21 protein-coding genes are annotated in these 22,735 nt (G+C 57.4%); 8 read left to right on the forward strand and 13 right to left on the reverse strand.

The window, feature by feature from the left end; all coding sequences use genetic code 11:
* Nucleotides 1-142: 142 nt before the first annotated feature.
* The gene (locus HY011_23860) at nucleotides 143-649 is read right to left on the reverse strand and encodes a hypothetical protein (GenBank protein ID MBI3425977.1); all 507 of its coding nucleotides are present in this window, start codon (nucleotides 647-649) and stop codon (nucleotides 143-145) included.
* 246 nt (nucleotides 650-895) lie between these two features.
* Here HY011_23860 and HY011_23865 point away from each other — a divergent pair, with 246 nt between their 5' ends.
* From HY011_23865 to HY011_23900, 8 genes are all read left to right on the forward strand, one after another.
* Nucleotides 896-2,191 carry a homoserine dehydrogenase gene (locus HY011_23865; protein ID MBI3425978.1) on the forward strand — a complete coding sequence of 432 codons (1,296 nt, stop codon included), beginning with the start codon at nucleotides 896-898 and terminating at the stop codon, nucleotides 2,189-2,191.
* Nucleotides 2,192-2,348: 157 nt separating this feature from the next.
* Complete coding sequence (locus tag HY011_23870) at nucleotides 2,349-2,942, forward strand: sigma-70 family RNA polymerase sigma factor (GenBank protein MBI3425979.1); 594 nt, start codon at nucleotides 2,349-2,351, stop codon at nucleotides 2,940-2,942.
* Nucleotides 2,932-5,124 (forward strand): AAA-like domain-containing protein, encoded by a 2,193-nt coding sequence (locus HY011_23875; protein MBI3425980.1) that lies wholly within the window; start codon nucleotides 2,932-2,934, stop codon nucleotides 5,122-5,124. Before HY011_23870 ends, HY011_23875 begins: the two co-directional genes overlap by 11 nt.
* Before the next feature lie 295 nt (nucleotides 5,125-5,419).
* Nucleotides 5,420-8,680 (forward strand): AAA-like domain-containing protein, encoded by a 3,261-nt coding sequence (locus HY011_23880; GenBank protein ID MBI3425981.1) that lies wholly within the window; start codon nucleotides 5,420-5,422, stop codon nucleotides 8,678-8,680.
* Nucleotides 8,681-8,762: 82 nt separating this feature from the next.
* Nucleotides 8,763-9,038 (forward strand): hypothetical protein, encoded by a 276-nt coding sequence (locus tag HY011_23885; GenBank protein ID MBI3425982.1) that lies wholly within the window; start codon nucleotides 8,763-8,765, stop codon nucleotides 9,036-9,038.
* The gene (locus HY011_23890) at nucleotides 9,022-9,456 is read left to right on the forward strand and encodes a hypothetical protein (GenBank protein ID MBI3425983.1); all 435 of its coding nucleotides are present in this window, start codon (nucleotides 9,022-9,024) and stop codon (nucleotides 9,454-9,456) included. The genes HY011_23885 and HY011_23890 overlap by 17 nt, the downstream gene beginning before the upstream one ends.
* 192 nt (nucleotides 9,457-9,648) lie before the next feature.
* Nucleotides 9,649-10,902 carry an NAD(P)/FAD-dependent oxidoreductase gene (locus HY011_23895; GenBank protein ID MBI3425984.1) on the forward strand — a complete coding sequence of 418 codons (1,254 nt, stop codon included), beginning with the start codon at nucleotides 9,649-9,651 and terminating at the stop codon, nucleotides 10,900-10,902.
* 617 nt (nucleotides 10,903-11,519) lie between these two features.
* On the forward strand, nucleotides 11,520-12,491 hold the full coding sequence (locus HY011_23900) for a hypothetical protein (protein MBI3425985.1): 972 nt from the start codon (nucleotides 11,520-11,522) through the stop codon (nucleotides 12,489-12,491).
* 114 nt (nucleotides 12,492-12,605) lie between these two features.
* On the opposite strand, the gene HY011_23905 is transcribed toward HY011_23900, so the two are convergent.
* The 12 genes from HY011_23905 to meaB form a co-directional block, all read right to left on the reverse strand.
* Nucleotides 12,606-14,030 carry a heavy metal sensor histidine kinase gene (locus HY011_23905; protein MBI3425986.1) on the reverse strand — a complete coding sequence of 475 codons (1,425 nt, stop codon included), beginning with the start codon at nucleotides 14,028-14,030 and terminating at the stop codon, nucleotides 12,606-12,608.
* Between the two features lie 88 nt (nucleotides 14,031-14,118).
* Entirely contained in the window at nucleotides 14,119-14,847 is a 729-nt protein-coding gene (locus HY011_23910; GenBank protein ID MBI3425987.1) for a response regulator transcription factor, read from the reverse strand.
* Between the two features lie 356 nt (nucleotides 14,848-15,203).
* The gene (locus HY011_23915; protein ID MBI3425988.1) at nucleotides 15,204-15,578 is read right to left on the reverse strand and encodes a divalent-cation tolerance protein CutA; all 375 of its coding nucleotides are present in this window, start codon (nucleotides 15,576-15,578) and stop codon (nucleotides 15,204-15,206) included.
* Between the two features lies 1 nt (nucleotide 15,579).
* On the reverse strand, nucleotides 15,580-15,870 hold the full coding sequence (locus tag HY011_23920) for a DUF2007 domain-containing protein (protein MBI3425989.1): 291 nt from the start codon (nucleotides 15,868-15,870) through the stop codon (nucleotides 15,580-15,582).
* Nucleotides 15,871-15,892: 22 nt separating this feature from the next.
* On the reverse strand, nucleotides 15,893-16,744 hold the full coding sequence (locus HY011_23925) for a diaminopimelate epimerase (GenBank protein MBI3425990.1): 852 nt from the start codon (nucleotides 16,742-16,744) through the stop codon (nucleotides 15,893-15,895).
* A gap of 107 nt (nucleotides 16,745-16,851) precedes the next feature.
* Nucleotides 16,852-17,760, reverse strand: coding sequence for a sugar kinase (locus HY011_23930; protein MBI3425991.1), 909 nt, complete (start codon nucleotides 17,758-17,760; stop codon nucleotides 16,852-16,854).
* Between the two features lie 61 nt (nucleotides 17,761-17,821).
* A complete protein-coding gene (locus HY011_23935) occupies nucleotides 17,822-18,319 on the reverse strand; it encodes a hypothetical protein (GenBank protein MBI3425992.1) in 498 nt (165 codons plus the stop codon).
* 176 nt (nucleotides 18,320-18,495) lie between these two features.
* Nucleotides 18,496-19,362 carry an S-methyl-5'-thioadenosine phosphorylase gene (locus tag HY011_23940; GenBank protein ID MBI3425993.1) on the reverse strand — a complete coding sequence of 289 codons (867 nt, stop codon included), beginning with the start codon at nucleotides 19,360-19,362 and terminating at the stop codon, nucleotides 18,496-18,498.
* A gap of 88 nt (nucleotides 19,363-19,450) precedes the next feature.
* Nucleotides 19,451-20,689 (reverse strand): peptidyl-prolyl cis-trans isomerase, encoded by a 1,239-nt coding sequence (locus tag HY011_23945; GenBank protein ID MBI3425994.1) that lies wholly within the window; start codon nucleotides 20,687-20,689, stop codon nucleotides 19,451-19,453.
* Between the two features lie 104 nt (nucleotides 20,690-20,793).
* Nucleotides 20,794-21,216: a methylmalonyl-CoA epimerase gene (gene mce / locus HY011_23950; protein MBI3425995.1), complete on the reverse strand. Its 423-nt coding sequence runs from the start codon at nucleotides 21,214-21,216 to the stop codon at nucleotides 20,794-20,796.
* On the reverse strand, nucleotides 21,200-21,583 hold the full coding sequence (locus HY011_23955; protein ID MBI3425996.1) for a hypothetical protein: 384 nt from the start codon (nucleotides 21,581-21,583) through the stop codon (nucleotides 21,200-21,202). The genes mce and HY011_23955 overlap by 17 nt, the downstream gene beginning before the upstream one ends.
* A gap of 67 nt (nucleotides 21,584-21,650) precedes the next feature.
* Complete coding sequence (gene meaB, locus HY011_23960) at nucleotides 21,651-22,610, reverse strand: methylmalonyl Co-A mutase-associated GTPase MeaB (GenBank protein MBI3425997.1); 960 nt, start codon at nucleotides 22,608-22,610, stop codon at nucleotides 21,651-21,653.
* Nucleotides 22,611-22,735 lie beyond the last annotated feature (125 nt).

Below are 22,735 nucleotides of genomic sequence, written 5' to 3' on the forward strand. Positions count from 1 at the left end.
AGTTGGTCTGGACAGACTAAAGTCCGTCCTACTTTCGCGGTGCCGGTGCAAATGGCAAAAGCCTCAACCGCCACTGTTCAGTGTAATTCTGAGACAGCGCCTGTTGAGGCTTTTGCTTTGCCTTGAATAATAGAACCGGCCTTTACCAGCCGTTAATCGCCAACCGGCCATTTTCCATCACCACGACAATCGGGATGATCTTGTATTGCTTGTCCAGGAAATAGTATACGCAATCGGAGCGCACCGTTGATTCCGTACTGGCGCCGGAAGCAGTGATTGCGGCCTCCATGACTTTGTCGTCTTTGCGGTCGCCCAACATACTTTCGCGCAAGGTTTTCTTTTCATCGGTCAGCCGTTGCTTCCCGGTAGCAGAGAGCAGGTTTTCCGCTTCACCCCAATTCTGGTCTTTGATGAACCCGTTGAATTTGTTGATGAGATCGCTGATCTGTTTCGGGTCTGTCAGCGAAACCGGCGGCGGTGGCGGCACCGGCGGTTTGCGGTTGGCCGCCCAATGGTAGGTGCGCCAGGAACCAAAGAAAAAGAGGATGGCGAAAATCCAGAGGAACATCGTCAGCCGCCGGCCACGTTCATTGGCCTTGGCATCCTCTATATTTTCGCGTTCAGTCGTGTCTTCAAAAACTGTTCTCATGATTGTCTTCCCAAGTTGTTAGCGTCGCCCACGCAAGGCCTGCTCAATGACGCGCAAAGTAACGTACCGTTTCAGCGGCTGTCAAACCGCCCTTTTGCGGGCGCGTGTTATGCAAAGCTACATCGGCACGAACGGCAGGGCGGGGCAGGTCTTGCAGCTTTGCCACGGCCATAGCGTTGCGCCGATGCGCCTTTGGCGGTTAAGCTGCGCCTTAATTCTCAACCCGGCAGAACACACACAGCATTTATGAGCATCAAGACTACACTTGGCATTATCGGCCTGGGCACCGTCGGCACAGGCGTCGTCAATTTATTGCGCGACAATCCCCAGTTCGACATTCGCGGCATCGCCGTCGCCCACCTCGACAAACCGCGCGAAGTGGACTTGCAACAACTCGCGCTCACCAACGACCCCTTCAAACTGGCCGACGACCCGGAGATTGAAGTCATTGTCGAAGTTGTGGGCGGCGTTGACCCCATGTACGAGGTGGTCAAACGCGCGCTCACCAACGGCAAACACCTGGTCACCGCCAACAAAGAACTCATTGCCAAACACGGCCCCGAGCTTTTCGCGCTGGCCAATGCACACAACGTCACGATCTTTTTTGAAGCGGCGGTTGGCGGCGGCATCCCGTTGATTTCGACTTTGCAACGCGGCCTCCAAGCCAATCGCATCGCGCGCGTCGCCGGCATCATCAACGGCACGACTAACTACATCCTGACCAAAATGGAGTTGGAGAAGAAGCCCTTTGCCGAAGCCTTGAGCGAAGCGCAGGCCGCAGGCTTTGCCGAAACCGACCCGACCAACGACATCGAAGGCTTTGATGTCGTTTACAAAATCGCCATCCTTTCCTCGCTCGCCTTTCAAACGCCGGTCGAAGTCGGCCAGATTTACCGCCAGGGCATCACCGCCATAAGCGACCTGGACATTCAACTCGCCAACGAATTCGGCTACCGCATCAAGATGATCGGCCTGGCGCAGCCGGGGAATGACGAACAGCCAGAAACCAACTTTCCACAAAGACTCGACGTGCGCGCGCACCCGATGCTCGTCCCGCAGCATCATCCGTTGGCGGGCGTCGAGGGCGTCAACAATGCGATTTTCATCAGCGGCAGCGCGGTCGGCGAAATCATGCTGTTCGGCCCCGGCGCGGGCCGCTACCCCACGGCCAGTGCGGTCGTCGGCGATGTGATCAATCTGGCCAGTGCCATCAAGCTGCCCGACTTCGCGCGTTACTTCCAATCCTCCATCCGCTCGCAAGCCTCTGAAGTTTTCCCGATTGCCGAAACGGTGAACGGCTATTACATCCGCCTCGAAACGCGCGACTCGCCCGGCGTCATCGGCCATCTGGGCCAGGCTTTCGGCAACCACGGCGTCAGTTTGCACAGCTTCACGCAAAAGGGCGTGACCGAAGACGGCACGGCGACCATCGTCTTGCTGACACATCGCGTGCGCGAGCAGCAATTGCAGGACGCGCTGCGCGAGATCGAAGCGCAGCCGACGACGAAGCAAGTGGCGATTGTGTTGCGCGTCTTGAATTAACCCTGGGAGCGCAGACGTCTCACCTGCTAATAAAAAAAGCGGCGCAGCCTTCCTTATTCCAGTGTTGGCAATGTGCAAGGCTAAGGATAAGGAACGCTACGCGGCTTTTTTACAGCAGGCGAGACGCCTGCGCTCCCAGGGGTGCACCACCAGTCAAATGCCAAACGACTCGCCCCCAGAAGTTACGCAATTGCTGCACGCTTGGCACGACGGCGATGCGGCGGCGCTCGCCCAATTGACGCCGCTGGTTTACGGCGAATTGCAGCGGCTGGCGCACGGGTATTTGCGCGGCGAACGCGCGGGCCACACGCTACAAACCACGGCGCTCATCAACGAAGCTTACCTGCGCCTGTTCGATTGGCAACACGTCGAATGGCAAGACCGCGCGCATTTCATCGCCATCGCCGCGCAGATGATGCGCCGCGTGCTGGTGGATTTTGCCCGCGCGCGCCATTACGCCAAACGCGGCAGCCAGGCGCAACAGCTCGAATTCGATGAAACCCTGATCGCCGCGCAACAGCGTGACGCCGAATTGATCGCGCTGGATGACGCGCTGCAACTGCTGGGCGAAGTTGACCCGCGCAAATGCCGCATCGTCGAGTTGCGTTACTTCGGCGGTTTGAGCGTTGACGAGACCGCCGAGGCGTTGCAGCTTTCGCGCCGCACCGTTTTGCGCGAATGGAAACTGGCGCGCGCGTGGCTCTATCGTGAACTTCGTAGCCCTGACTTGGGAGGCGCTGATGAAACTTGATCCCGTCCGCTGGCAACGCATCAACGAGTTGTTTGCGCAGGCCGAAGACCTCGACGCCGACGCGCGCGCCGCCTTGCTCGCACAAGCCTGCGCTGACGACGACGGGTTGCGCGGCGAAGTCGAAGCCTTATTCAACGCTGATGCGCAAGCCGAGCGGGCCGATGATTTCCTGAGCGAACCCGCGCTCGAAGCCGCCGCCAAAAGCATGGCCGCGCAAGCCGCCGCGCTGCGCACCGGTCAAACGCTTAGCCACTATCGCATCGGCGCCTTGCTGGGGCGCGGCGGCATGGGCGAAGTCTATCGCGCCGAAGATCAACGCCTGGGCCGCACCATCGCGCTCAAATTGCTGCCGCCCGAATTCACGCAAGACGACGAACGCGTCCAGCGTTTCAAACAGGAAGCGCGCGCCGCCTCTGCGCTCAACCATCCGAACATCATCACGATTTTTGAGATTGGCGAATTGGACGGGCTGCATTTCATCGCCACCGAATTCATTGACGGCAGCACGTTGCGCCAGCGTTTGAGCGAAGCGCCGTTGCCCTTGGCCGAAACGCTCGACCTCGCCGCGCAACTCGCCAGCGCGCTGGCCGCGGCCCACGCCGCCGGCATCATTCACCGCGACATCAAACCCGAAAACGTGATGGTGCGGCCTGACGGCATCGTCAAGGTATTGGATTTCGGCCTCGCCAAATTGAGCGAACAACATATTCCGCATTTCGCAATCCACCATCCGCAATTCCACACTGACCCCGGCAAGGTGTTGGGCACGCCGCGTTATATGTCGCCCGAGCAGATTCGCGGCGTCGAAGTGGATGCGCGTTCAGACCTCTTCAGCTTCGGCGTCGTGCTCTATGAAATGCTCGTGGGCCGCGCGCCGTTCGAGGGCGCTTCGATTGCCGAAACGATTGCCGCGATTCTTGAACGCGAGCCGTTGCCGCTGCCCCAATCTGAAAATGATGACAGCACCGAATTGCAGCAACTTGTTCAACGCGCATTGGCCAAAGACCGCGACGCGCGTTGGCCCAGCAGCCGCGAATTGCTGGCCGAATTGAAACGCCTGAAACTTGAACTGGATTTTGCCGCCCGGCACAAACCCGATACCGAAGAGCAAGCCACGCTGCCCCTCGCCGCCACGTTGCCGCCGGTTCAGCATTCGCATCCTGCCGAATTGGAACCCGTAGGTGGCGCGGTGCCGCTGGCTTCGCGCTTTTACATCGTGCGTCCGACCGACGAAGAGTTCCGCGCGGCCATCGCCCGGCAAGACAGCATCGTCCTGCTCAAAGGCGCGCGGCAGGTCGGCAAGACTTCGCTGCTCGCGCGCGGCTTGCAACAGGCCCGCAGTGCCGGGGCCAAAGTCGTGCTGACCGATCTGCAAAAGCTGAGCGCCGATGAACTGGTTTCCGCCGAAGCCTTTTATCTCGCGCTGGCCGATCTGATCGCCGATCGACTCGACCTGGACGTCGTGCCCGAAGACGTCTGGAATGCGCGGCGCGGCCCCAGCATCAATTTCGAGCGTTTCATCCGCCGCGAAGTACTCAGCAAAATCTCCGGCCATCTGGTTTGGGGCCTGGATGAGGTTGACCGTTTGTTTGCCTGCACGTTTGGCAGCGAAGTCTTTGGCCTCTTCCGCTCCTGGCACAACGAACGTTCGCTCGACCCTGATGGGCCGTGGCAACGGCTGACGCTGGCGATTGCCTATGCCACCGAAGCGCACCTGTTTATCAGCGACATGAACCAATCGCCCTTCAACGTCGGCACGCGGCTGGCGCTCGATGATTTCAGCCTTGAACAAGTGGCCGAACTCAACACGCGTTACGGCGCACCCTTGCGCGACAATGCCGAAGTCGCGCGTTATGGCCGCCTGGTCAGCGGCCATCCTTATCTGGTGCGTTGCGGCTTGCAGGAAATGGTCAATCACCGTCGCACCCTCGCTGAACTTGAAACCATCGCCGACCACGCCGACGGTCCATTCGGCGATCACTTGCGCCGCATTGCCGCATCGCTGGAACAGGACGCCGAACTCAGCGCCGTCGTGCGCGGCGTCTTGCAAGGCAAACCCTGCCCGTCGCCCGAAAGCTTCTACCGTTTGCGCAGCGCCGGGTTGATTGCGGGTGATTCGGCGCGCGAGGCGCGTCCGCGTTGCCAGTTGTATGCGACTTATCTTGAGAAACGGTTGCTGTAGCCAACTGGCTTTAACGCCCTGAAAGGGCGCGATTCAATAGCCGTGGGCAACGCCCACGGAATGGTGCGCGTAAGCCCCCGACCCTGAAAGGGTCGCATCCGATTTGATATGCGGCCCTTTCAGGGCCGGAGTTTTTTGGTGTGCGCTCCGTGGGCGTTGCCCACGGCTATTGAATCGCGCCCCTTCGGGGCTGAGCAGAATGCTCTCAAGATTTTTTTTCATGCCCGTGTCACTTTCCAGCGCCCTTTCCCGCCTTACCCGGCGCAGGACAATCTGAATTTCTTCGGGAGGGCTTATGACCGCAACAGCTTCGAGCAACCGCGCAACCAATCTCGCAACTAATCGCGCAACTAATCGCGCAACTAATCGCGCAACTGGCGAAACCGGTTTCTATGTCACCGGTGGAACGCTGCGCCGCGATGCGCCGTGTTATGTCGAACGCCGCGCTGATCAGGCGCTGTATGATGGGCTGTGGCAAGGGCAGTTCTGTTACGTGCTGACTTCGCGCCAGATGGGCAAGTCGAGCCTGATGGTGCGCACGGCGGCCCGGTTACGCGAAGCGGGCGCGCACGTCGTCGTGCTCGATCTGACCTCCATCGGCCAGAACCTGAATGCCGAGCAGTGGTACGACGGCTTGCTCAACCGCGTCGGGCGGCAGCTCGGCTTGGAAGACGAGTTGGAAGATTACTGGACGGAGCATCCGCGGCTGGGGCCGTTGCAACGCTGGATGTCGGCGCTGCACGAAGTCGTCTTGCCGCAACGCGCCGGACGCCTCGTCTTTTTCGTGGACGAGATTGACGCCGTGCGCAGCCTGCCGTTTTCGACCGACGAGTTTTTCGCCGCCATCCGCGAACTTTATAACCGCCGCACCGAAGACCCCGAACTCGAACGCCTGACGTTCTGTTTGCTGGGCGTAGCCTCGCCCTCCGATTTGATCCGCGACACGCGCACGACGCCGTTCAATATCGGGCAGCGCATCGAACTCAACGATTTCAACGACGCCGAAGCCGCGCCGCTCGCGCGTGGTTTGGGGCGTGACGACAAGACGGCCAACAAACTGTTGCAACGCATTTTGTATTGGACGGGCGGGCATCCTTACCTGACGCAACGCCTCTGCCAGGCCACTGCCGAAGACGCGAATGTCAACGATGCCGCCGGGATTGATCGTTTGTGCGAAGAGTTGTTTTTCACGACGCGCGCCCGCGAACGCGACGACAACCTGTTGTTTGTCCGCGAACGTATGCTCAAGAGCGAAGCCGACCGCGCCGCGTTGTTGGACTTGTACAAAAAGCTGCGCGACAACCAGCGCGTCAAAGATGACGAAACGAATCCGCTCATCAGCGTGCTGCGCCTGTCGGGCATCACGCGCGTCGCCGAAGGGCTGCTTTACGTGCGCAACCGGATTTACTACCGCGTCTTTGACCGGGAATGGGTGCTGGCGAATTTGCCGGATGCCGAAGTGTTGCGGCAACGGGCGGCGTATCGGCGAGGGTTGTTGCGGGCGGCAGCGGTGGCGGCGGTGATTGTTGCAATCGTTGGCGGACTGGCTTTCACTGCGTTCAGACAACGCAATCGCGCAGTACAATCAGAACAAACAAATCGGCGGTTGCTTTACAACGCGCATATGAACGTGGCTGGGCAAGACTGGGAGGCGAGTAGCATAGATCGCCTGCGCGAGTTGCTAAATGGACACATTCCACAGTCAAAAGAAACAGATTTACGCGGGTTCGAGTGGTTTCATATGTGGCGGCTTTGCCATCGTGAAATCGCTACTTTGCTTCATACAAATGATGTCAACTCAGTAGCTTTCTCGCCGGATGGGAAGGTGCTAGCAACGGCAGATGGTGAGATGAACGTAAAAATTTGGGACCTTCTTACTCAGAAGGAACTATTCACCCTGAAGGGCCATACCAAAGCTCCGTGGTCTCTCGCCTTTTCCCCCGACTCAAAGAGACTAGCTTCCGGAGGCTATGACAGGAGCATCAAGCTCTGGGATGTTTCAACGGGGAAGGAAGTAATTACTCTCAAAGGACACAAAGACCGAGTACACTCCCTAGTTTTTTTACCGGACGGGAAAAAGCTGGTTTCTGCCAGCAACGATAAGACGATCAAACTGTGGGATGTCACAACCGGACAGGAACTCCGTACATTCACAGCCAACATTGATGCCGTAGAAAGAATGTCTTTTTCGTCTGATGGTCAGCGGCTAGCCATCTCAGGGAATGACCGAACTGCAAGAGTCCTGGACGTTACGACGGAGCAGGAACTATTCATAACTAAACCCAGTTCCCGCCCCGCTCACACCTGCGCGTTGTCTCCTGATGGAAAACGGTTGGCGTTAGGTGGTATCGGAGAGGTAAAAATATATGACTGTGCCTCCGGGCTGGAGTTGGTTAAGTTGGCACTTGATGCAAAGGAGATCGCTGTCTCTCTGGCGTTTTCTCCGGATGGGAAAAAGATCGCTGCAGGGCAGTATGAAAATACAGTGAGGCTGTGGGATGCATTTACAGGAAAAGAATTGGCTACTTTCAAAGGGCATACCCAAAGTATTCATTCGGTAGCCTTTTCGCCGGATAGCAAACAACTGGCTTCGGCTAGCGCCGATTTCACAGCGAAACTTTGGAGCGTAGAAGCTGAACCGGAGCCACTCGTGTTGCCAAAGCAGGAAGCGGGGATTAGCTCAGTTGTATTTTCGCCTGACGGAAAAAGGATGGCGGCTGGCATACAAGACCAGACGATAAAATTGTGGGATACAAATACGTGGCAGGAGTCGCTCATCCTCAAAGGGCACACAGGTCGTGTCTATGGCGTCAGTATTTCACCTGATGGAAATAAGCTGGCTTCTACAGCTAGCGATAGCACTCTGAAGTTATGGTCATTGTCATCTGGTACTGCGCTCTTCTCAATCGCTTTGAAAAATGAGGAGACAGCGGCTGTGGCGTTTTCCCCAGATGGCAGAAAGATCGCAGCAGGTTATGGCGAAGGAAAAGTTAAGGTTTGGGATACGAATTCCGGGCAAGAGTTACTTACACTCAGCGGCCATGTTCCGGGAGTCTTCATTTCTAAAATCGCTTTTTCACCTGATGGCAAAATGCTTGCTTCGTGCAGCTTTGATAAAAGCGTGATCTTGTGGGATTTAGTTGCAGGCCGTGAACTGCGAGCACTTCTGGGACACAAAGGTTATGTTCTTGATGTCGCGTTCTCTCCCGATGGCAGAACTTTGGCCTCTAGCAGCACTGATAGGAGTATCAAGCTGTGGGACGTGGCAAGTGGAAAAGAGCTACGTACGTTGAAAGGGCACACCAGCGAAGTCTGGACAATCGCATTTTCACCTGATGGGAAAAGGCTGGCGTCAGGCAGCCACGACCAAACGATCAAACTTTGGGATATGGATGCAGGACAGGAACTGATTACTCTGAAAGGTCATTCATCAATTGTTTTTGGAGTGGCATTTTCGCCCGACGGGAAAACTCTGGCATCTACAGGTTTCGACAAAACCATCCGCCTCTGGCGCGCGGCCACCGAAGCCGAAGTGCAGGCGCGGCGCGGGCAGTGAGGCTTTGGCACACATTACACCGCAGTGGTAAAGTCTGGCCGTGGAGGCAACGAAGATGAAATTACCCGTAGTTCAAGTGTTAATGGAAGAAGTCACTGATCCGGTGGAGATTGCCGCCTTTCAAACCAGATGGGCGCAAGCGGAGCGCAATTCGGCGTGGTTACAAGCGCACGCTACAGAAATTTATCGCAACCAGCGCGGAAAGTTCATTGTGGTGGCCGGAGAAGAGTTGTTTGTCGGCGCTACTGCGGCAGCAGCGCTCGCGCTGGCCAAGGCCGCACATCCTGACGACCACAGCAGTCTGATCCGCTATATCTATCCGAAGAAGACGGTCCGAATCTATGCGCATCAATGGTGAATGGAAGTTGTGTGAGGATAGCGTTGTGCGCCCAGTCGTGCGGGGCGAATTGCTGTCAGGCAGCGGTTTTTGGGAAGGCATCGAATTCCTCGTGGACGTGGGCGCGGATCGCACCGTATTCAGTGCGGCAGCCGTGGTCAAGCTTGGTCTGCCATTGCTCGAAGCCGAAGAAGAGATCAGCGGATTGGGTGGCATGACGGGTTCGGTCAGCGTCGAGACGAAACTCAATCTGCCACGTGAGACCGGCGCGCCAGTAATTTTTACTAGCCGGTTTAGCGCCGTGACTGATCCCACTGCGCTTGACCTCTGCATTTTAGGCCGCGACATTATGGATCGGTTCGCCGTGATCGTAGACCGCCCCGGCAATGTCGTTTGTCTGCTCAGCCAGCGGCATCGTTACGCAATCATTCAAGCATAACAGCCGCGCGAATCTTTCCGCCGCTGGCGCGCGGCCACCGCCGCCAAAGTGCAGGCGTGGTGCGGGCAATAACCTGGGAGCGCAGTGCATCCCTGCCTGCGTGCTGGCGGGGAGGGCGCATCGGAAACCAAAGAGCGAGTTGTGCAAGGCCCGCAGGCTGGAAGCGCTGCGCTCCCAGGTAGAAGGTCAGAGATGAATCAACCACAACCCCACGTCGTCATCATCGGCGCAGGCTTCGGCGGCCTCACCTGCGCGCAATCACTCAAACGCGCGCCAGTACGCATCACCGTGCTTGACCGCGCCAATCATCATTTGTTTCAACCGTTGCTGTATCAAGTCGCAATGGCGGGCTTGTCGCCGGCTGATATTGCCGCGCCGATTCGCTCGGTGTTGCGCAAGCAGGCGAATGCCAGCGTGTTGCTGGCCGAAGCCAGGGGCGTGGATTTTGACAAGCAGGTTGTCAAATTGAGTGAGGGCGAACTCGGTTATGACTATCTCGTGCTGGCGGCGGGCGGGCGCACCAGCTATTTCGGCCACGATGAATGGGAGCGGTTTGCGCCGGGCTTGAAAGATTTGGATGACGCAGTCGAGATTCGCCGCCGCGTGCTGCTGGCCTTTGAAGCGGCGGAAAAAGAAACCGATGCCGAACGTTGCAAGCAGTTGATGACCTTCGTTGTCGTGGGCGGCGGGCCGACCGGTGTCGAATTGGCGGGCGCGATTGCCGAGTTGTCGCGCTACGTGCTCGACCGCGATTTCCGTTCGATCTATCCCGAGCAGGCTGAGATTCGCTTGCTGGAAGGCGGGTCGCGCATTCTGCCGAGCTTTGCGCCGGAGTTGTCGGCGAGTGCCGAACGCCAGTTGAGCGACCTCGGCGTGCGCGTGCGCAAGAACGCGCAAGTGACCAACATTGATGAAAGCGGCGTGTATCTGGGCAACGAGCACATCGCCGCCGCGACAGTGATTTGGGGCGCGGGTGTGCGCGCGACGGCGCTGACGCAAATGCTGGGCGTCCCGGTTGACCGCGCGGGCCGCGTGAAAATTGAAGCTGACTTGACCTTGCCGGGCCGCAAGAATGTTTTTGCCATCGGCGATATGACTTATCTGGAACAGGACGGCCAGCCGTTGCCCGGCGTCAGCCCGGTGGCGATGCAAATGGCGCGTTGTGTGGCGCGCAATATTCGCCGCGCGCTGAACGAACAGCCGTATGAGCAATTCCATTATGTGGACAAGGGCAGCATGGCGACGATCGGGCGCAATGCGGCGATTGCGCAAATCGGCAAGATGCATCTGAGCGGCTGGCTGGCGTGGCTGGCGTGGCTGGCGCTGCACCTGTTTTACCTGATCGGCTTCCGCAATCGCGCGGCGGCGCTCTTGAATTGGGCGTGGATGTATTTTACCTATCAGCGCGGGGCGCGCTTGATTACCGGGCGGCGCTTAAACTTATGACCCCGCCAGGTCAGGGCCAACGGTGGCGCTTGATGCATCAGCGCTTGTCCAAACAAAGGACGCGCATTCAGCAGGGCATGGCATAAATTGCTATGGCTGTTCGGCCTGCCAAACGAATTCAAAAAATCTTGATTACCTGCCACCAAAACAGTTTTTTTTGATTGCTTTGCCTGGATTGGCTGTCTATACTCCGCCCGCTTTATCGGTTAAATGGATCGGATTTCTTCAATAGTAATCACAAAGCGTTGTCCGTGCCCACGGGTTTTTCCTCCCTCTCCTTAGTAACTTTAGGCTCTTTATCACAGCGGGTCGCTAAATATATGAAGAGCGTGTGTGGAGTTTTATCAACAGGCGGTTGATGTGACGCAAAGACCGCCGCCGCTTGCACTGCTCCCATACTCCCACGTTACCCCCAAGCAATTGAAAACGGACTTTGTTGTTCTTCAAACTAAAATGATGAGCAGCGTAGCCGTCTCGGCGGCAGACGCGCCGGCTTTATCGTGAAGCTGGCAGCGCAGACTGTTGCGGACAGCCGAATTTCTAACTTCGATCAGCGTCTGGCTGAGGCTAGGCCACGAATCGAAAAATCTAAAACATAATTCAGAAAGGATTGAGCAATGAAGAGAAGCTTATGCTTTACGTTGGTGTTATTGCTGTTGGCCGTTGCTGGTCACTTTAGTGTTAGTCGAATACAAGGCCAAGGCCAGGGTAAGGATGAAGGCCAGGGTGATCCAATACCGTCAGAAGTGTTGCACCGTCCCAATCCCAACGCTCACGCCAAGATCGGTGAAGCTCCCACTGCGGGCGGTACTACGGCAACATCGCCAATTACGCACCACGGCGGCCCCGTCATCGGCGGGATAGTGCACGTCTATCTCATTTGGTATGGCAACTGGAACCAAGCCAATGGCACCGATGATGCTGCCGGTCAGCAGATTGTCCGCGTGTGGGCGAACAACATTAGCGGCTCACCTCATTTCAATCTCAATCAAACTTACAGCATCGCGGGCACACCTGTTACAGGCAATGTAACCCTGGCCGGTGAATATACCGACACCGGTTCTCAGGGGACGCGCCTCTCAGATGCCAGAGTGAAGACCGCTGTCGGCAGCGCCATTGGCCCAGGCAAATTGCCTTTTGATACGAACGGCGTTTACTTTTTGCTGACCTCTTCCAATGTCAGCGAATCTTCCGGGTTTTGTTCCCGTTATTGCGGCTGGCATACGGCGGGCAATATCACGTCGGGGCATATTCGCTACTCGTTTGTTGGCAATGCGGCGCGTTGTATCACCGGTTGTGCGGCGCAATCCACCAGCCCGAACAACAACCCAGGCGTTGACGGGATGATTTCCGTTATGACGCACGAACTGGAAGAGGCTGTCTCTGATCCTGATTTGAACGCCTGGTATGATTCCGGTGGTGCAGAGAACGCTGACAAGTGCGCGTGGACGTTCGGACATTTTCAATTCCAAACGGCCAACGGCTCGTGGGCAAATGTCACCTTGGGCGGGCTTAATTTCCTCATTCAACGAAATTTGGAGCACAACGCTTCGGGCGATTTATGCAAAGTGGATAGCGCGCACAACTAACTCGCTATCACAGGATGAAGTCACTGGCTTCACACCATAGGCAAAAGCGGCAGCAGGGAAAGGTTCCCCACCGCCGCTTTTGCCTTTCGTCTCTTTTCACAGCCCCCAGTCTCTTTAAGACTCAACCAGCGGGAAGCGCACCGTGAAGGTCGTGCCCTCGCTCAGCCTGCTTTGCACCTCAATGCTGCCGCCGTGCGCTTCCACAATCCATTTCACAATAGACAGGCCCAAGCCCGACCCCGAGGCGCTGCGGTCACTGGTTTTTGCCGAGCGGCGGAAGAATCGCTCGAAGACGTGCGGTACGTCTTCAGGCGGAATACCGCGCCCGGTGTCGGCGACCTTGATGACGACCGCGTCGCTTTCAGCCGCCAGGCTGAGCGTGATCGTGCCGCCGTGGTCGGTGTATTTGATCGCGTTGTCGAGCAGGTTGAGCAGCAGTTGTTTGATGCGTTGCTGATCGGCCTGAATGGTGACGGTTTGGGGCGGCGTCAGGCAAACCAGGGTTTGTTCGCGTTGCTCAGCCAGCGGCGTGATGTAATCGGCGGTGTCGCAACAGAGCGCGGTCAGGTTGACCGGCTCGCAGCGCAACTCGACGCGCCCGGCATCGGCGCGCGCCAGCATCAACAGGTCTTCCACTAAACGCGAGAGGCGAATGATCTCTTCCAGGTTCGAGCCGAGCGTGCGTTGATACTCTTCCGGCGAGCGTTCGCGCCGCAGCGTGATTTCCAGTTCACCGCGCATCACGGCCAGCGGTGTGCGCAATTCGTGGGAAGCGTCCGAAGTGAATTGCTTTTGCCGTTCAAAGGCCGCTTGCAGGCGCGCGATCATGTGATTGAAGGTGGACGCCAGCCGCCCCAACTCATCCATCTTTTCCGGCACCGGCACGCGCTCGGTTAAGTCGCCAGCGCCGATTTGTTCGGCGGCTTTGGTGAGGCTGTCCACCGGGCGCAGCGCTTGGTTGGCCAATACCAAACCACCCGCACCACTCAGCAACAGGGCCAGCGGAATCACAATGCCGAAGATCAAGAGCAGCCGTTTGCGCGCCTGCTGCAACGCCGCGAGCGAATAACCCAGCCGCACATAAAAGTCGGCGCCGTCGTGTCCTTTGGTGCGGCGCGTCGCCAGACGCAAGGCTTCGCCGCCGGGCATAACGACAGTATCGTGATACGTCCGATCCGGCGCGAGCCGTTGCAGGGCCGCGAGATCGGCGGCGACTTCATTTTGCGGATGCGCGTAACTTTCCGTCTTGATTTCGCCGCGTTCGTTGATGACCTGCATCAGATGCATGGCGAGCGGCACGACCTCGTTCTCGGCTTCGGGTTCGCCGCCGGGCGGGAAGTTGGGTTCGTCGTTAGGTGAATCGTAGGTGCTGAGTTTGGCGATTTGCTCCAGCTTTTGCACCTGATGATCGAGCGATTGGTCAATCGTATTCACCAGGCTACGCGAGATGTACCCATAAATCGCGAGGCCGCAGACCATGAGCACCAGCGAAAGAATGACCAGGTAATAAAGCGCGAGTTTGTAGCGCAGGGAGAGCATGGTTGAGACGGGGCGACAGGGAGATTGGGAGAAGGGGAGACGGCGTTTTCACCCCATCTCAACCTCTCCTCGTCTCCCTGTCTCAGCACTAGGCGGTTTTGCTTTCCGCTTGTAACAGGCGCGATTCGCCGTTGTATGCTTTGAATTGGTAACCAACCCCGCGCACGGTGTGAATCAGTTTCGGCTCGAATTGGCGATCCACCTTGTTGCGCAAGTAGTTGATATAGACGTCAATGACGTTGGTGAGCGTGTCAAAGGTTTCTTCCCAGACTTTTTCCGAGAGCGTCTCGCGCGACAGGATTTCATCCGGGTGACGCATGAAATATTCCAGCAAGGCGAACTCTTTGCCGGTGAGTTGCACTTCGATGCCGGCGCGAGTGGCTTTGCGGTTGATGAGGTTGAGCGAAAGATCGCCGATTTGCAGGCGCGTTTTGTCTTCGCCGGATTCGGCGGCTTGGGCACGGCGCGCCAACGCGCGTAAGCGGGCGACCAACTCCGAAAAGGCAAAGGGTTTGGTCAGGTAATCATCCGCGCCGGTATCCAGCCCCTTGACCTTCATTTCGGTGCTGTCCTGCGCAGTCAGAATCAGGATAGCGGTTTTGTTGCCCGCGTTTCGCAATGTCTGGGCAACCTCTAGCCCGTCGCGATTCGGCAAACCAAGATCGAGAATGATGACGTCAAAGTTACCGCCCGCTTGCGCAGCCGCCAATCCGCTGTCGCCATCGAAGGCTAACTCGACTTGCATCCCCTCCTCTTCCAGTCCGCGTCTGATCAGGTCGGCCATCTTGGTTTCGTCTTCAATGACTAACACACGCATCGCCATATAAACTCCTTATAGCTTCTCGCAAATATGATGTGATCAAGCAAGGCGAATAATTGAGCCGTTCACTCAGGTCTGACACCGCGCGCCTGCGCAAACCGACACGAAGACTTGCACGGCTATACCGGGTCTGACAGGGAAAGGAATCGAGGAACGGGTTCCTTGCAATGATCTTGAGTTGTTAGGGGATCGTTGTGACGTAATCTACACAAAGCGCGTTGCTTAGGGCAAGGCGACATTCTTTGTGTCACGTCACGAGCAATGGGGCTGATTCGGGTCAACGAACCTGTTACGGGCAATCAATAGAAATGGGCCAGCGAGCGAATCGCCAACGAACAACGCAGCGAAGAAACTTATCTGCCTGGTTTAATCGCCGCCTGCAACCACGCCAGATAATCGGCGGCGACAGTCTCAACCGGCACGGCAATGATTTCCGGCGTTTGGTAGCGGTGTAACTGCTTGAGCAAGGCTTCCAGTTCGGCGTATGCCGCGCGCGTCGTTTTGATCAGCAATAAAACTTCGCTGGCGCTTTCCAGTTTGCCTTGCCAGCGATACAGCGAAGTCATCGGCGCAAGCATTTGCACGCAAGCCGCCAACTCGGCTTCGAGCAACGCCTGGGCCACTCGGGCCGCCTCCTGCTGTGTTGCAGTGGTCGTTAAAACCAGCAATGCATCTGGCAGCGTATCTGGCGGATCGTTGCGCCCTGCTTCCGTCTTCAATTCACTCATCTTAATGCGGTGGGCTTTCTATCAAATCCTGATCGCTTTCGTCAAATGTCGCTTCAGAACTAAAGAAGGCCAGATACAAGGAACGCGCTTGTTCAAACTCGCTTTCGGCCACGCCCAAGCGGATTTCCGAATACCCGCCTGGAATCAGCAATGGTTCCAGCCCGCCGAAATTGCCGCCCTGCAAGACCGCCGAGATGCCATTGTTTTCGAGCAACTCGGCGACCATCCCGGCTTCAGCAGAGTTGGAAAAATACGCGACGGTTTTGAGTTTCAGTTCGTCGGTCGTGTTCATCGCATCTCCTTGTCAACTTGGGTCAACTGGCCAGCCATGCGCCCTGATACACGGCGCACGCCTCGCCCGTTTGCACGACAGAGCCGTCGGCGCGCCATTCAACCAGCAATTCGCCTGCCGCCGTTTTGACGGTGACTTTGCGCTCGGTCAATTCGTTCAGCATTGCCGCCAGCGCCGCGCCGCACGATCCCGTGCCCGAAGCGAGCGTTTCGCCACAGCCGCGCTCCCAAAAACGGGCTTCAATTTCGTGGCGATTGAGCACGCGCACGAATTCAACATTGGTGCGGTCAGGGAAGGCCGGATGAATTTCCAACGCGGCACCCAACCGCCGCCAATCCAGGTCGAAGTTCTCGACAAATAAACTGCAATGCGGATTGCCCATCGAAGTGGCGGTGATCTCGATTGGCTTTCCACCGATTTCCAACCGTTGGCGAATGACGCGCTCCAGCGGTTGCGGCAACACTATCGGCACTTCCGCACTGCGCAAACGCGGCACGCCCATCTCAGTTTCAAATACGCAGCGCGCGCCGTCGCGTTCGATCAGGTTCAATACTTTGACGCCCGCGCCCGTGGCAATCCTGACGGTGGGCGCCGACCACGCACCGGTGTAATAAAGCCAGGCTCCGACGCAGCGCGTGCCGTTGCCGGAAATTGGCGTCTCGCCGCCATCCGCATTGAACAAGCGCACCGCGAAGTCGGCCTTAGCCGAATCAACCGCTTTGCACAGCATCTCCAGGCCATCCGCGCCTGCGCCGAAATGCCGGTCGCAAAGCCGCCGTGACAAGGCTTCAACATCCTGTGACACCGCGCGCAGATCGCGTTCGCGTGCAATCAGGAAGTCGTTGCCGAGGGCCTGGAATTTGTGGAAAAGCATTGCCGGTTAACCGTAGGGGCAGACCTGCGTGTCTGCCCCGGTGGCAGCAGACGGGATCGGTGGCGTCAAATTCGACCGGGACGGACACGCAGGTCTGCCCCTACGCTCTAAATTTCAAAATGCGTGAACTCTTTGAACTCGTGGAAGCGGGCTTTGATCTCATCAGAAGTCAGGCGGCGCAGACGGTCGCAACTGAACTCTTCGACGTTGTAAGACGCCATCACTGAACCGTAGATGATGCCGCGCCGCAGCGTATGATCATCAATCTTGTCGGCTTGCGCGAGGTAGCCCATGAAGCCGCCCGCGAAGCTATCGCCCGCGCCGGTCGGATCGAAAACGGCTTCGAGCGGATAGGCCGCCGTGGCGAAGAAGGAGTCTTTGGTGAAGAAGGCCGCGCCGTATTCGCCGCGTTTGACGATCAGCAGCTTCGGGCCAAGATCAAGCACTTTGCGCGCGGCACGAATCAAATTGGCTTCGCCAGCCAATTGGCGCGCTTCGGCGTCGTTGATGACAACGCAATCCACGACGCTGATAGTTTTGATCAATTCGTCGCGCGCGATGTCAATCCACAGGTTCATCGTGTCCATCGCCACGAATTTGGCGTTCGATTGCTCGCGCACCTGGCGTTGCAGCGTAGGTTGAATGTTACCGAGGAAGAGGAACGGCGCGTTTTTCAGTTCGGCGGAAAGTTCCGGTTTGAAGTCGGCAAAGACATTCAACTGTGTGTCCTTGGTGACCGCGGTGTTTAGGTCAAAGCCGTATTCGCCAACCCAGCGGAAGGTTTTGCCGCCGGGCACGCGTTGCAGGTATTGCGTATTGATCTTGCGTTCGTGAAAAACGGCTTCGTCAGCCGCGCCGAAATCATCGCCGATGACGGCGACGACACTGACGTCGGTGTAAAACGAAGCGGAAACGGAAAAGTGCGTGGCGGAACCGCCGAGGCTGCGCTCGCGTGCGCCGAACGGCGTTTTGATGGAATCAATGGCGACGGAGCCAACGACTACGAGTGAAGACATTTTTTAGCGAGTCGAGAGAAGTCTGGGGAAGTCTGAGTTCTACAGACTTCCCCAGACTTCCTCATCCTTTCTTTTCGGGTTTGGGTTCTTTGGTGGCGGGCGTCTTTTTGTCCGCTTCGACCGTGCTGCCGAGCCGTTTCTTGGCTTCGGGGAAATGTTCGCTGTCGGTGTAATCCTTGACGATGATGCTCCAACATTCCAGCGCCTTTTCGGGCTGATTGTCGCGCCTGTAAACATCGCCAAGCAGGAAGTAGACCGAATCCAGACGGGCGAACGACGGATTGGTGTCAATGATTTCTTGCAAGCGGTCAATCACCGCTTTGTTCAAGCGCGCCCAGCCCTCTTTGTCGTTTTTGCCGGCGGGTTTGCGTTTGAAATAGTAACGCGCGACTTCCAGGTTGTGGGCCGATTGCTTTTCCAGTTCGGGATCGCGCGGTGCATTGACTGTGCCGCGGCCCACACCGCCTTGCGCCAGTGCTATCATGTTGTTTGCCAACAAGAAACCAGCGCAAAGCAGCGCCAGTCCGCCAAAAGCCGCCCATTGAATTCGAGGTTTCATCACGTCGCACCTCACAAAGAATTTAAGCCGTAAATTGCTGAACGAATTGCTCAGCGCCAGCTTGCGGTTGCTCTGGGTACGCACCGCTTCCAGCGTGCTCTCGGCATAAGACCAACTCCTACCGGAAGGAAATGCGCAATTGCCAAGAGCACGCTGGAAGCGGTGCGTACCCAGGGTTATTCAAAGTATTTGCCGATAATCGCCCAGAGCTTTTGTTTAGTCGCGTCGGGAATCAAATCGCGCTGCGTCAGAATCGCGTTTTTGGTGGCGTTGCGGTACTGGCAATCCGGCTCTGTCGTCACCAGCCGTTTGACTGCTTCGCGGATGATGCGCTGCGCGTTGGCGGAATTCTTATTCAAGTATTCGATGACCATTTCAATCGTCACCGAGTCGTGTTCGGGATGCCAGCAATCGTAATCGGTCACCAGCGCCATCGTCGCGTAACAAATCTCGGCCTCGCGCGCCAGCTTGGCTTCCTGCAAATTGGTCATGCCGATGATGTCCATGCCCCAACTGCGATAGAGGCGCGATTCGGCCAGCGTCGAAAAGGCCGGGCCTTCCATGCACAGATACGTGCCGCCGCGATGCACCTTGACGCCCGTGGTCTCGCACGACTGCGCGATGATCTCGCTCAAATCGCTGCACACCGGATGCGCGAAGGTGATGTGGCCGACGAGGCCTTCGCCAAAGAAAGTCGAGACGCGGCCCCGCGTGCGATCAAAAAACTGATCGGGCACGACGATGTCGGTGGGTGCGTATTGCTCTTGCAGCGAACCGACTGCCGAGGCCGAGATGATCCATTCGACGCCGAGCATTTTCATGCCGTAAATGTTCGCGCGGAACGGCAACTCCGTCGGCAACAGTTTGTGGCCGCGCGAATGGCGCGCCAGAAAGGCGACGCGCTGGCCTTCGAGCGTGCCCACGATGTAACTGTCCGATGGTTTGCCAAAGGGGGTGTCGAGGCTGACTTCGTGAATTTCGGTGAGGCCTTCCATCTGATAGAGGCCGCTGCCGCCAATGATGCCGATTTTTGCTTGTTCCATTTTGGTAAGAGTTAGGGGCTGGGGACTAGGGACTAGGGACTAGCGAGCTGTCTTTTTCTAGCCCCTGGCCCCACTAGCCCCTAGCCCCTTATTTGCTTTCATTCGGAGTGATCATTTTCATTGAGCCGCCCTGACCGGCGCCCGGAGGCAACGGGCCTGAAGGCGGACGCAAGCCCGCCACGGTGAGCTTGAAATCTTCCGGCGCGACGACCGGGAATTTCAGTGTGGCATCCTCCATCACGCGTTTGATATTTTGTTGCCCCTGATTTGAAAGTTCATCCTCAGCCTTTTTGGTGCTGAGGTAGATGTGTTTGGCGTGCACCTCTTCAGCGTTTGGGTCGCTGTTTTTATTCGCGATTTCGTTCAGGCTGCTGCCGGGCGTGCCGGGCGGAACGGCGGGTTTGGCGGCGGCTTTGCGGCGGCCTTCGACTTTAATCAGGTGATAGCCGAAGCTGCTTTTGACTGGTTCCTGGCTGATTTGACCCGTTTGCATGGCATAAGCGGCTTTCTCGAAATCCGGATCCATCGTGCCCTTGCCAAACCAATCCAAGTCGCCGCCGCGGCCTTTGGTGCCGTCTTCGTTGACCTCGTCGGCAATTTTCTCGAAGGTTTCGCCCTTCTTGATGCGCGCCAGCAAGTCGCCCACGCGCTGTTTGATCTTGTCCGGGTCTGCTTCGGGATGTTGCGCGTAGTAATCCTGTAACTCTTTGTCGCCGGTTTTGAATTTCTCTTCGACCTTGCGCGAGTAAAGGTTGGCGAGCAGATTGCCGCGCATCATCTTAAGTTGAATTTGTACCGCCAGGTCTTTTTCCAGACCAGTCTGGCGGCCTTTATCGGCGCGGAACATCAGTTCGCCCCAGGAGGCTTTCAAACTTTCAAGCTGATCGCCCGTGGGTTTTTCCTTGGCATTGCGCGTAAAGAACGCGACATCGGAGTCGAAGTCCTTTTGATGCGCGGCGACATAGCCGTCAATGTCAGCCTTGCTGACCTGGAAGCCCTCGTTGCGTTTGCCATGTTCCTGCGCCAGCACTTTGGCGCTTTCAAGCCGCAGGGAATTGGTGTAATCGTCGCTTTTGTCCAAGCCCTCAGCCAGACCCGCCTGGGCAAAGGCAAACATCTTTTTGAACTGATCAATCATGCCCTTGCGCCCTTGCGGGTTCTGGGCCAACTGCCGCTTTTGCTGATCCGGCATCGTCTCAGCAAAGGCGGTTAAATCAGCCTCAGTGAGCGCGGCAAACTCTTTTTTGCCGAACTGGCAGGCACTGGCGCACAGGCTCAACGCCACCGTGGCCGCCAGGAATGATTTCAAAATGAAATGCTTGTTCACGATAAAAAATTCTCCTTATAAACTGGTAGTCGGTAGTCAGTAGTCAGTAGTCAGTTCCAGGTATGACAAATCTTTGTTGCTAACGACTACCGGTAATCCGTTGACTACCGACTACTGCTTCTCTGCGTCAGTTCCAACAGCACGCCGCCCGTGCTGGCCGGATGAACGAAGGCGACGAGTGAGCCGCCCGCGCCAAGACGCGGTTCTTCGTCAATCAAGCGGGTGCCGCGCGCTTTCAATTCAGCGAGCTTGGCAGGCAGGTCATTCACTTCGACGCAAAGATGGTGAATGCCGGGGCCACGTTTGGCCAAAAACTTGCCGACGGGTGTTGCCGCGCCGGTCGCTTCCAAAAGTTCGATACGGCTCGCGCCGAGGGGCAACAGAGCGACGCGCACGCCCTGGTCTTCGACGACTTCGATCTCGTGCAATGCCAACCCCAGGCCGTCGCGCCAAAACGCTAGTGCTTCGTCAAGCGAAGTAACAGCGACGCCGAGATGATTGATGGTGGTGTCAGCCATAGGTTTCATCAAGCAGCGTGCGCCTCTTCCAAACCTCAACGCGGTTTCCCAATTCGGCGATTTGTTGTCCGCGTTCGCGCTGGCGCAACTCGGCTTTGAGGTCGCGCTGTTCGCCCCGCAGGTCGCGCAACGCTCCATTGATGTCGTACTGACCGGCCTGCAATTCGCGTACATCGGATTGGAGTTCGCGCTGTCCAGACTGTAGCTCGCGGATGTTGGTTTCGAGCGCCGTGAACCGCTCGTTATAATTTGGCGGCAGCGGGTTGGTGCGCGCTTCCAAGGTGGCCACGCGGTCATTCAAGCTGTGCAACTCACCACGTATCGCCAACAGCAATTCGCGGTCACTCATATCTTTGGTATTGAGGTCTTCAGTCATGACGAACTCCTTTCAATTGGCATTTGCTGTTAATGCGCCACGCCGCAAAGGGCACAGCCCCCTAAGTTTACATCGTTACCCTGCCGCTGATCTCTTCCACAATCGAATAAGGATCGCGCCGCCGCTCGGCCACCGCTTCCGCCCACGCCTGCAATTCGCCCGGCGCGAGCGCCTCATTCAGCACGCGCCGCAACAAACGTTCGCGCAATAATTCGAGCAATCGGTTTTCCGCCACACTGGCGCGGCGGGGCAGCGCGGCGGCCTGTTCCCGGCGAAACGCGGCATAACTCTCAAGCGCCGCAGCGAACTCGGCGATCCCTTTGTTTTGCGTCGCCACCGTGCGCACGATCAACGGCGTCCAGCCATCGTTGCGCACAGACATTTCCAGCAACGCGATCAACTCGCGTTCGGTTCGCTCAACACCTTCGCGTTCGGCTTTATTGATAACGAAGAGGTCGCCGATCTCCATAATGCCGGCTTTGATGGCTTGAATATCGTCGCCCATGCCGGGGACGAGCACGACGACCGAAACGTCGGCGGTTTTGACAATGTCTACTTCATCCTGCCCGACGCCCACGGTTTCAACCAGCGTCCTATCGTAGCCAGCGGCATCCAAAACCGCAACCGCATCAACCGTCGCCCTGGCCAGCCCGCCCAGATTGCCGCGTGTCGCCATCGAACGAATAAAAACTTTGGGGTCATTCGCCAGCGCCTGCATGCGAATGCGGTCGCCCAGCAGCGCGCCGCCCGAAAACGGGCTGGATGGATCAACCGCGATAATGCCGACCGATTTATCCAGGCTGCGATAATGCGCGGCCAGCCGATCCACCAACGAAGATTTGCCTGCGCCCGGTGCGCCGGTGATGCCAATGGTCAAGCCCTTGCCCGTATGCGGAAACAGGTCTTTTAACAAGGCATTCGCATCCGCCGCGTCATTTTCGATTTTGGAGATGGCACGCGCCACGGCGCGCACCTCACCATGCAAGATACGTTCGACTAAGGGATGGAGCGGTTGGGGTTGCGTCATCAAGGCAGTTCGCTTTCGCGGCTTAAACGGGGATCAACGAGGTGAAAGGCAATATAACCGCACCCAAGTGAAATGCCAAACCTCAAACCATCGCCAGCCCGCATACAACCGGCTATACTCGCGCC

Source organism: Acidobacteriota bacterium (assembly GCA_016196035.1).
Lineage (GTDB): Bacteria > Acidobacteriota > Blastocatellia > RBC074 > RBC074 > JACPYM01.

Bases quoted from the DNA above. Each gene is read 5' to 3' on its own strand.
- HY011_23860 (MBI3425977.1), bottom strand. From the start codon at position 649: ATGAGAACAGTTTTTGAAGACACGACTGAACGCGAAAATATAGAGGAT.
- HY011_23865 (MBI3425978.1), top strand. From the start codon at position 896: ATGAGCATCAAGACTACACTTGGCATTATCGGCCTGGGCACCGTCGGC.
- HY011_23870 (MBI3425979.1), top strand. From the start codon at position 2,349: ATGCCAAACGACTCGCCCCCAGAAGTTACGCAATTGCTGCACGCTTGG.
- HY011_23875 (MBI3425980.1), top strand. From the start codon at position 2,932: ATGAAACTTGATCCCGTCCGCTGGCAACGCATCAACGAGTTGTTTGCG.
- HY011_23880 (MBI3425981.1), top strand. From the start codon at position 5,420: ATGACCGCAACAGCTTCGAGCAACCGCGCAACCAATCTCGCAACTAAT.
- HY011_23885 (MBI3425982.1), top strand. From the start codon at position 8,763: ATGGAAGAAGTCACTGATCCGGTGGAGATTGCCGCCTTTCAAACCAGA.
- HY011_23890 (MBI3425983.1), top strand. From the start codon at position 9,022: ATGCGCATCAATGGTGAATGGAAGTTGTGTGAGGATAGCGTTGTGCGC.
- HY011_23895 (MBI3425984.1), top strand. From the start codon at position 9,649: ATGAATCAACCACAACCCCACGTCGTCATCATCGGCGCAGGCTTCGGC.
- HY011_23900 (MBI3425985.1), top strand. From the start codon at position 11,520: ATGAAGAGAAGCTTATGCTTTACGTTGGTGTTATTGCTGTTGGCCGTT.
- HY011_23905 (MBI3425986.1), bottom strand. From the start codon at position 14,030: ATGCTCTCCCTGCGCTACAAACTCGCGCTTTATTACCTGGTCATTCTT.
- HY011_23910 (MBI3425987.1), bottom strand. From the start codon at position 14,847: ATGCGTGTGTTAGTCATTGAAGACGAAACCAAGATGGCCGACCTGATC.
- HY011_23915 (MBI3425988.1), bottom strand. From the start codon at position 15,578: ATGAGTGAATTGAAGACGGAAGCAGGGCGCAACGATCCGCCAGATACG.
- HY011_23920 (MBI3425989.1), bottom strand. From the start codon at position 15,870: ATGAACACGACCGACGAACTGAAACTCAAAACCGTCGCGTATTTTTCC.
- HY011_23925 (MBI3425990.1), bottom strand. From the start codon at position 16,744: ATGCTTTTCCACAAATTCCAGGCCCTCGGCAACGACTTCCTGATTGCA.
- HY011_23930 (MBI3425991.1), bottom strand. From the start codon at position 17,760: ATGTCTTCACTCGTAGTCGTTGGCTCCGTCGCCATTGATTCCATCAAA.
- HY011_23935 (MBI3425992.1), bottom strand. From the start codon at position 18,319: ATGAAACCTCGAATTCAATGGGCGGCTTTTGGCGGACTGGCGCTGCTT.
- HY011_23940 (MBI3425993.1), bottom strand. From the start codon at position 19,362: ATGGAACAAGCAAAAATCGGCATCATTGGCGGCAGCGGCCTCTATCAG.
- mce (MBI3425995.1), bottom strand. From the start codon at position 21,216: ATGAAACCTATGGCTGACACCACCATCAATCATCTCGGCGTCGCTGTT.
- HY011_23955 (MBI3425996.1), bottom strand. From the start codon at position 21,583: ATGACTGAAGACCTCAATACCAAAGATATGAGTGACCGCGAATTGCTG.
- meaB (MBI3425997.1), bottom strand. From the start codon at position 22,610: ATGACGCAACCCCAACCGCTCCATCCCTTAGTCGAACGTATCTTGCAT.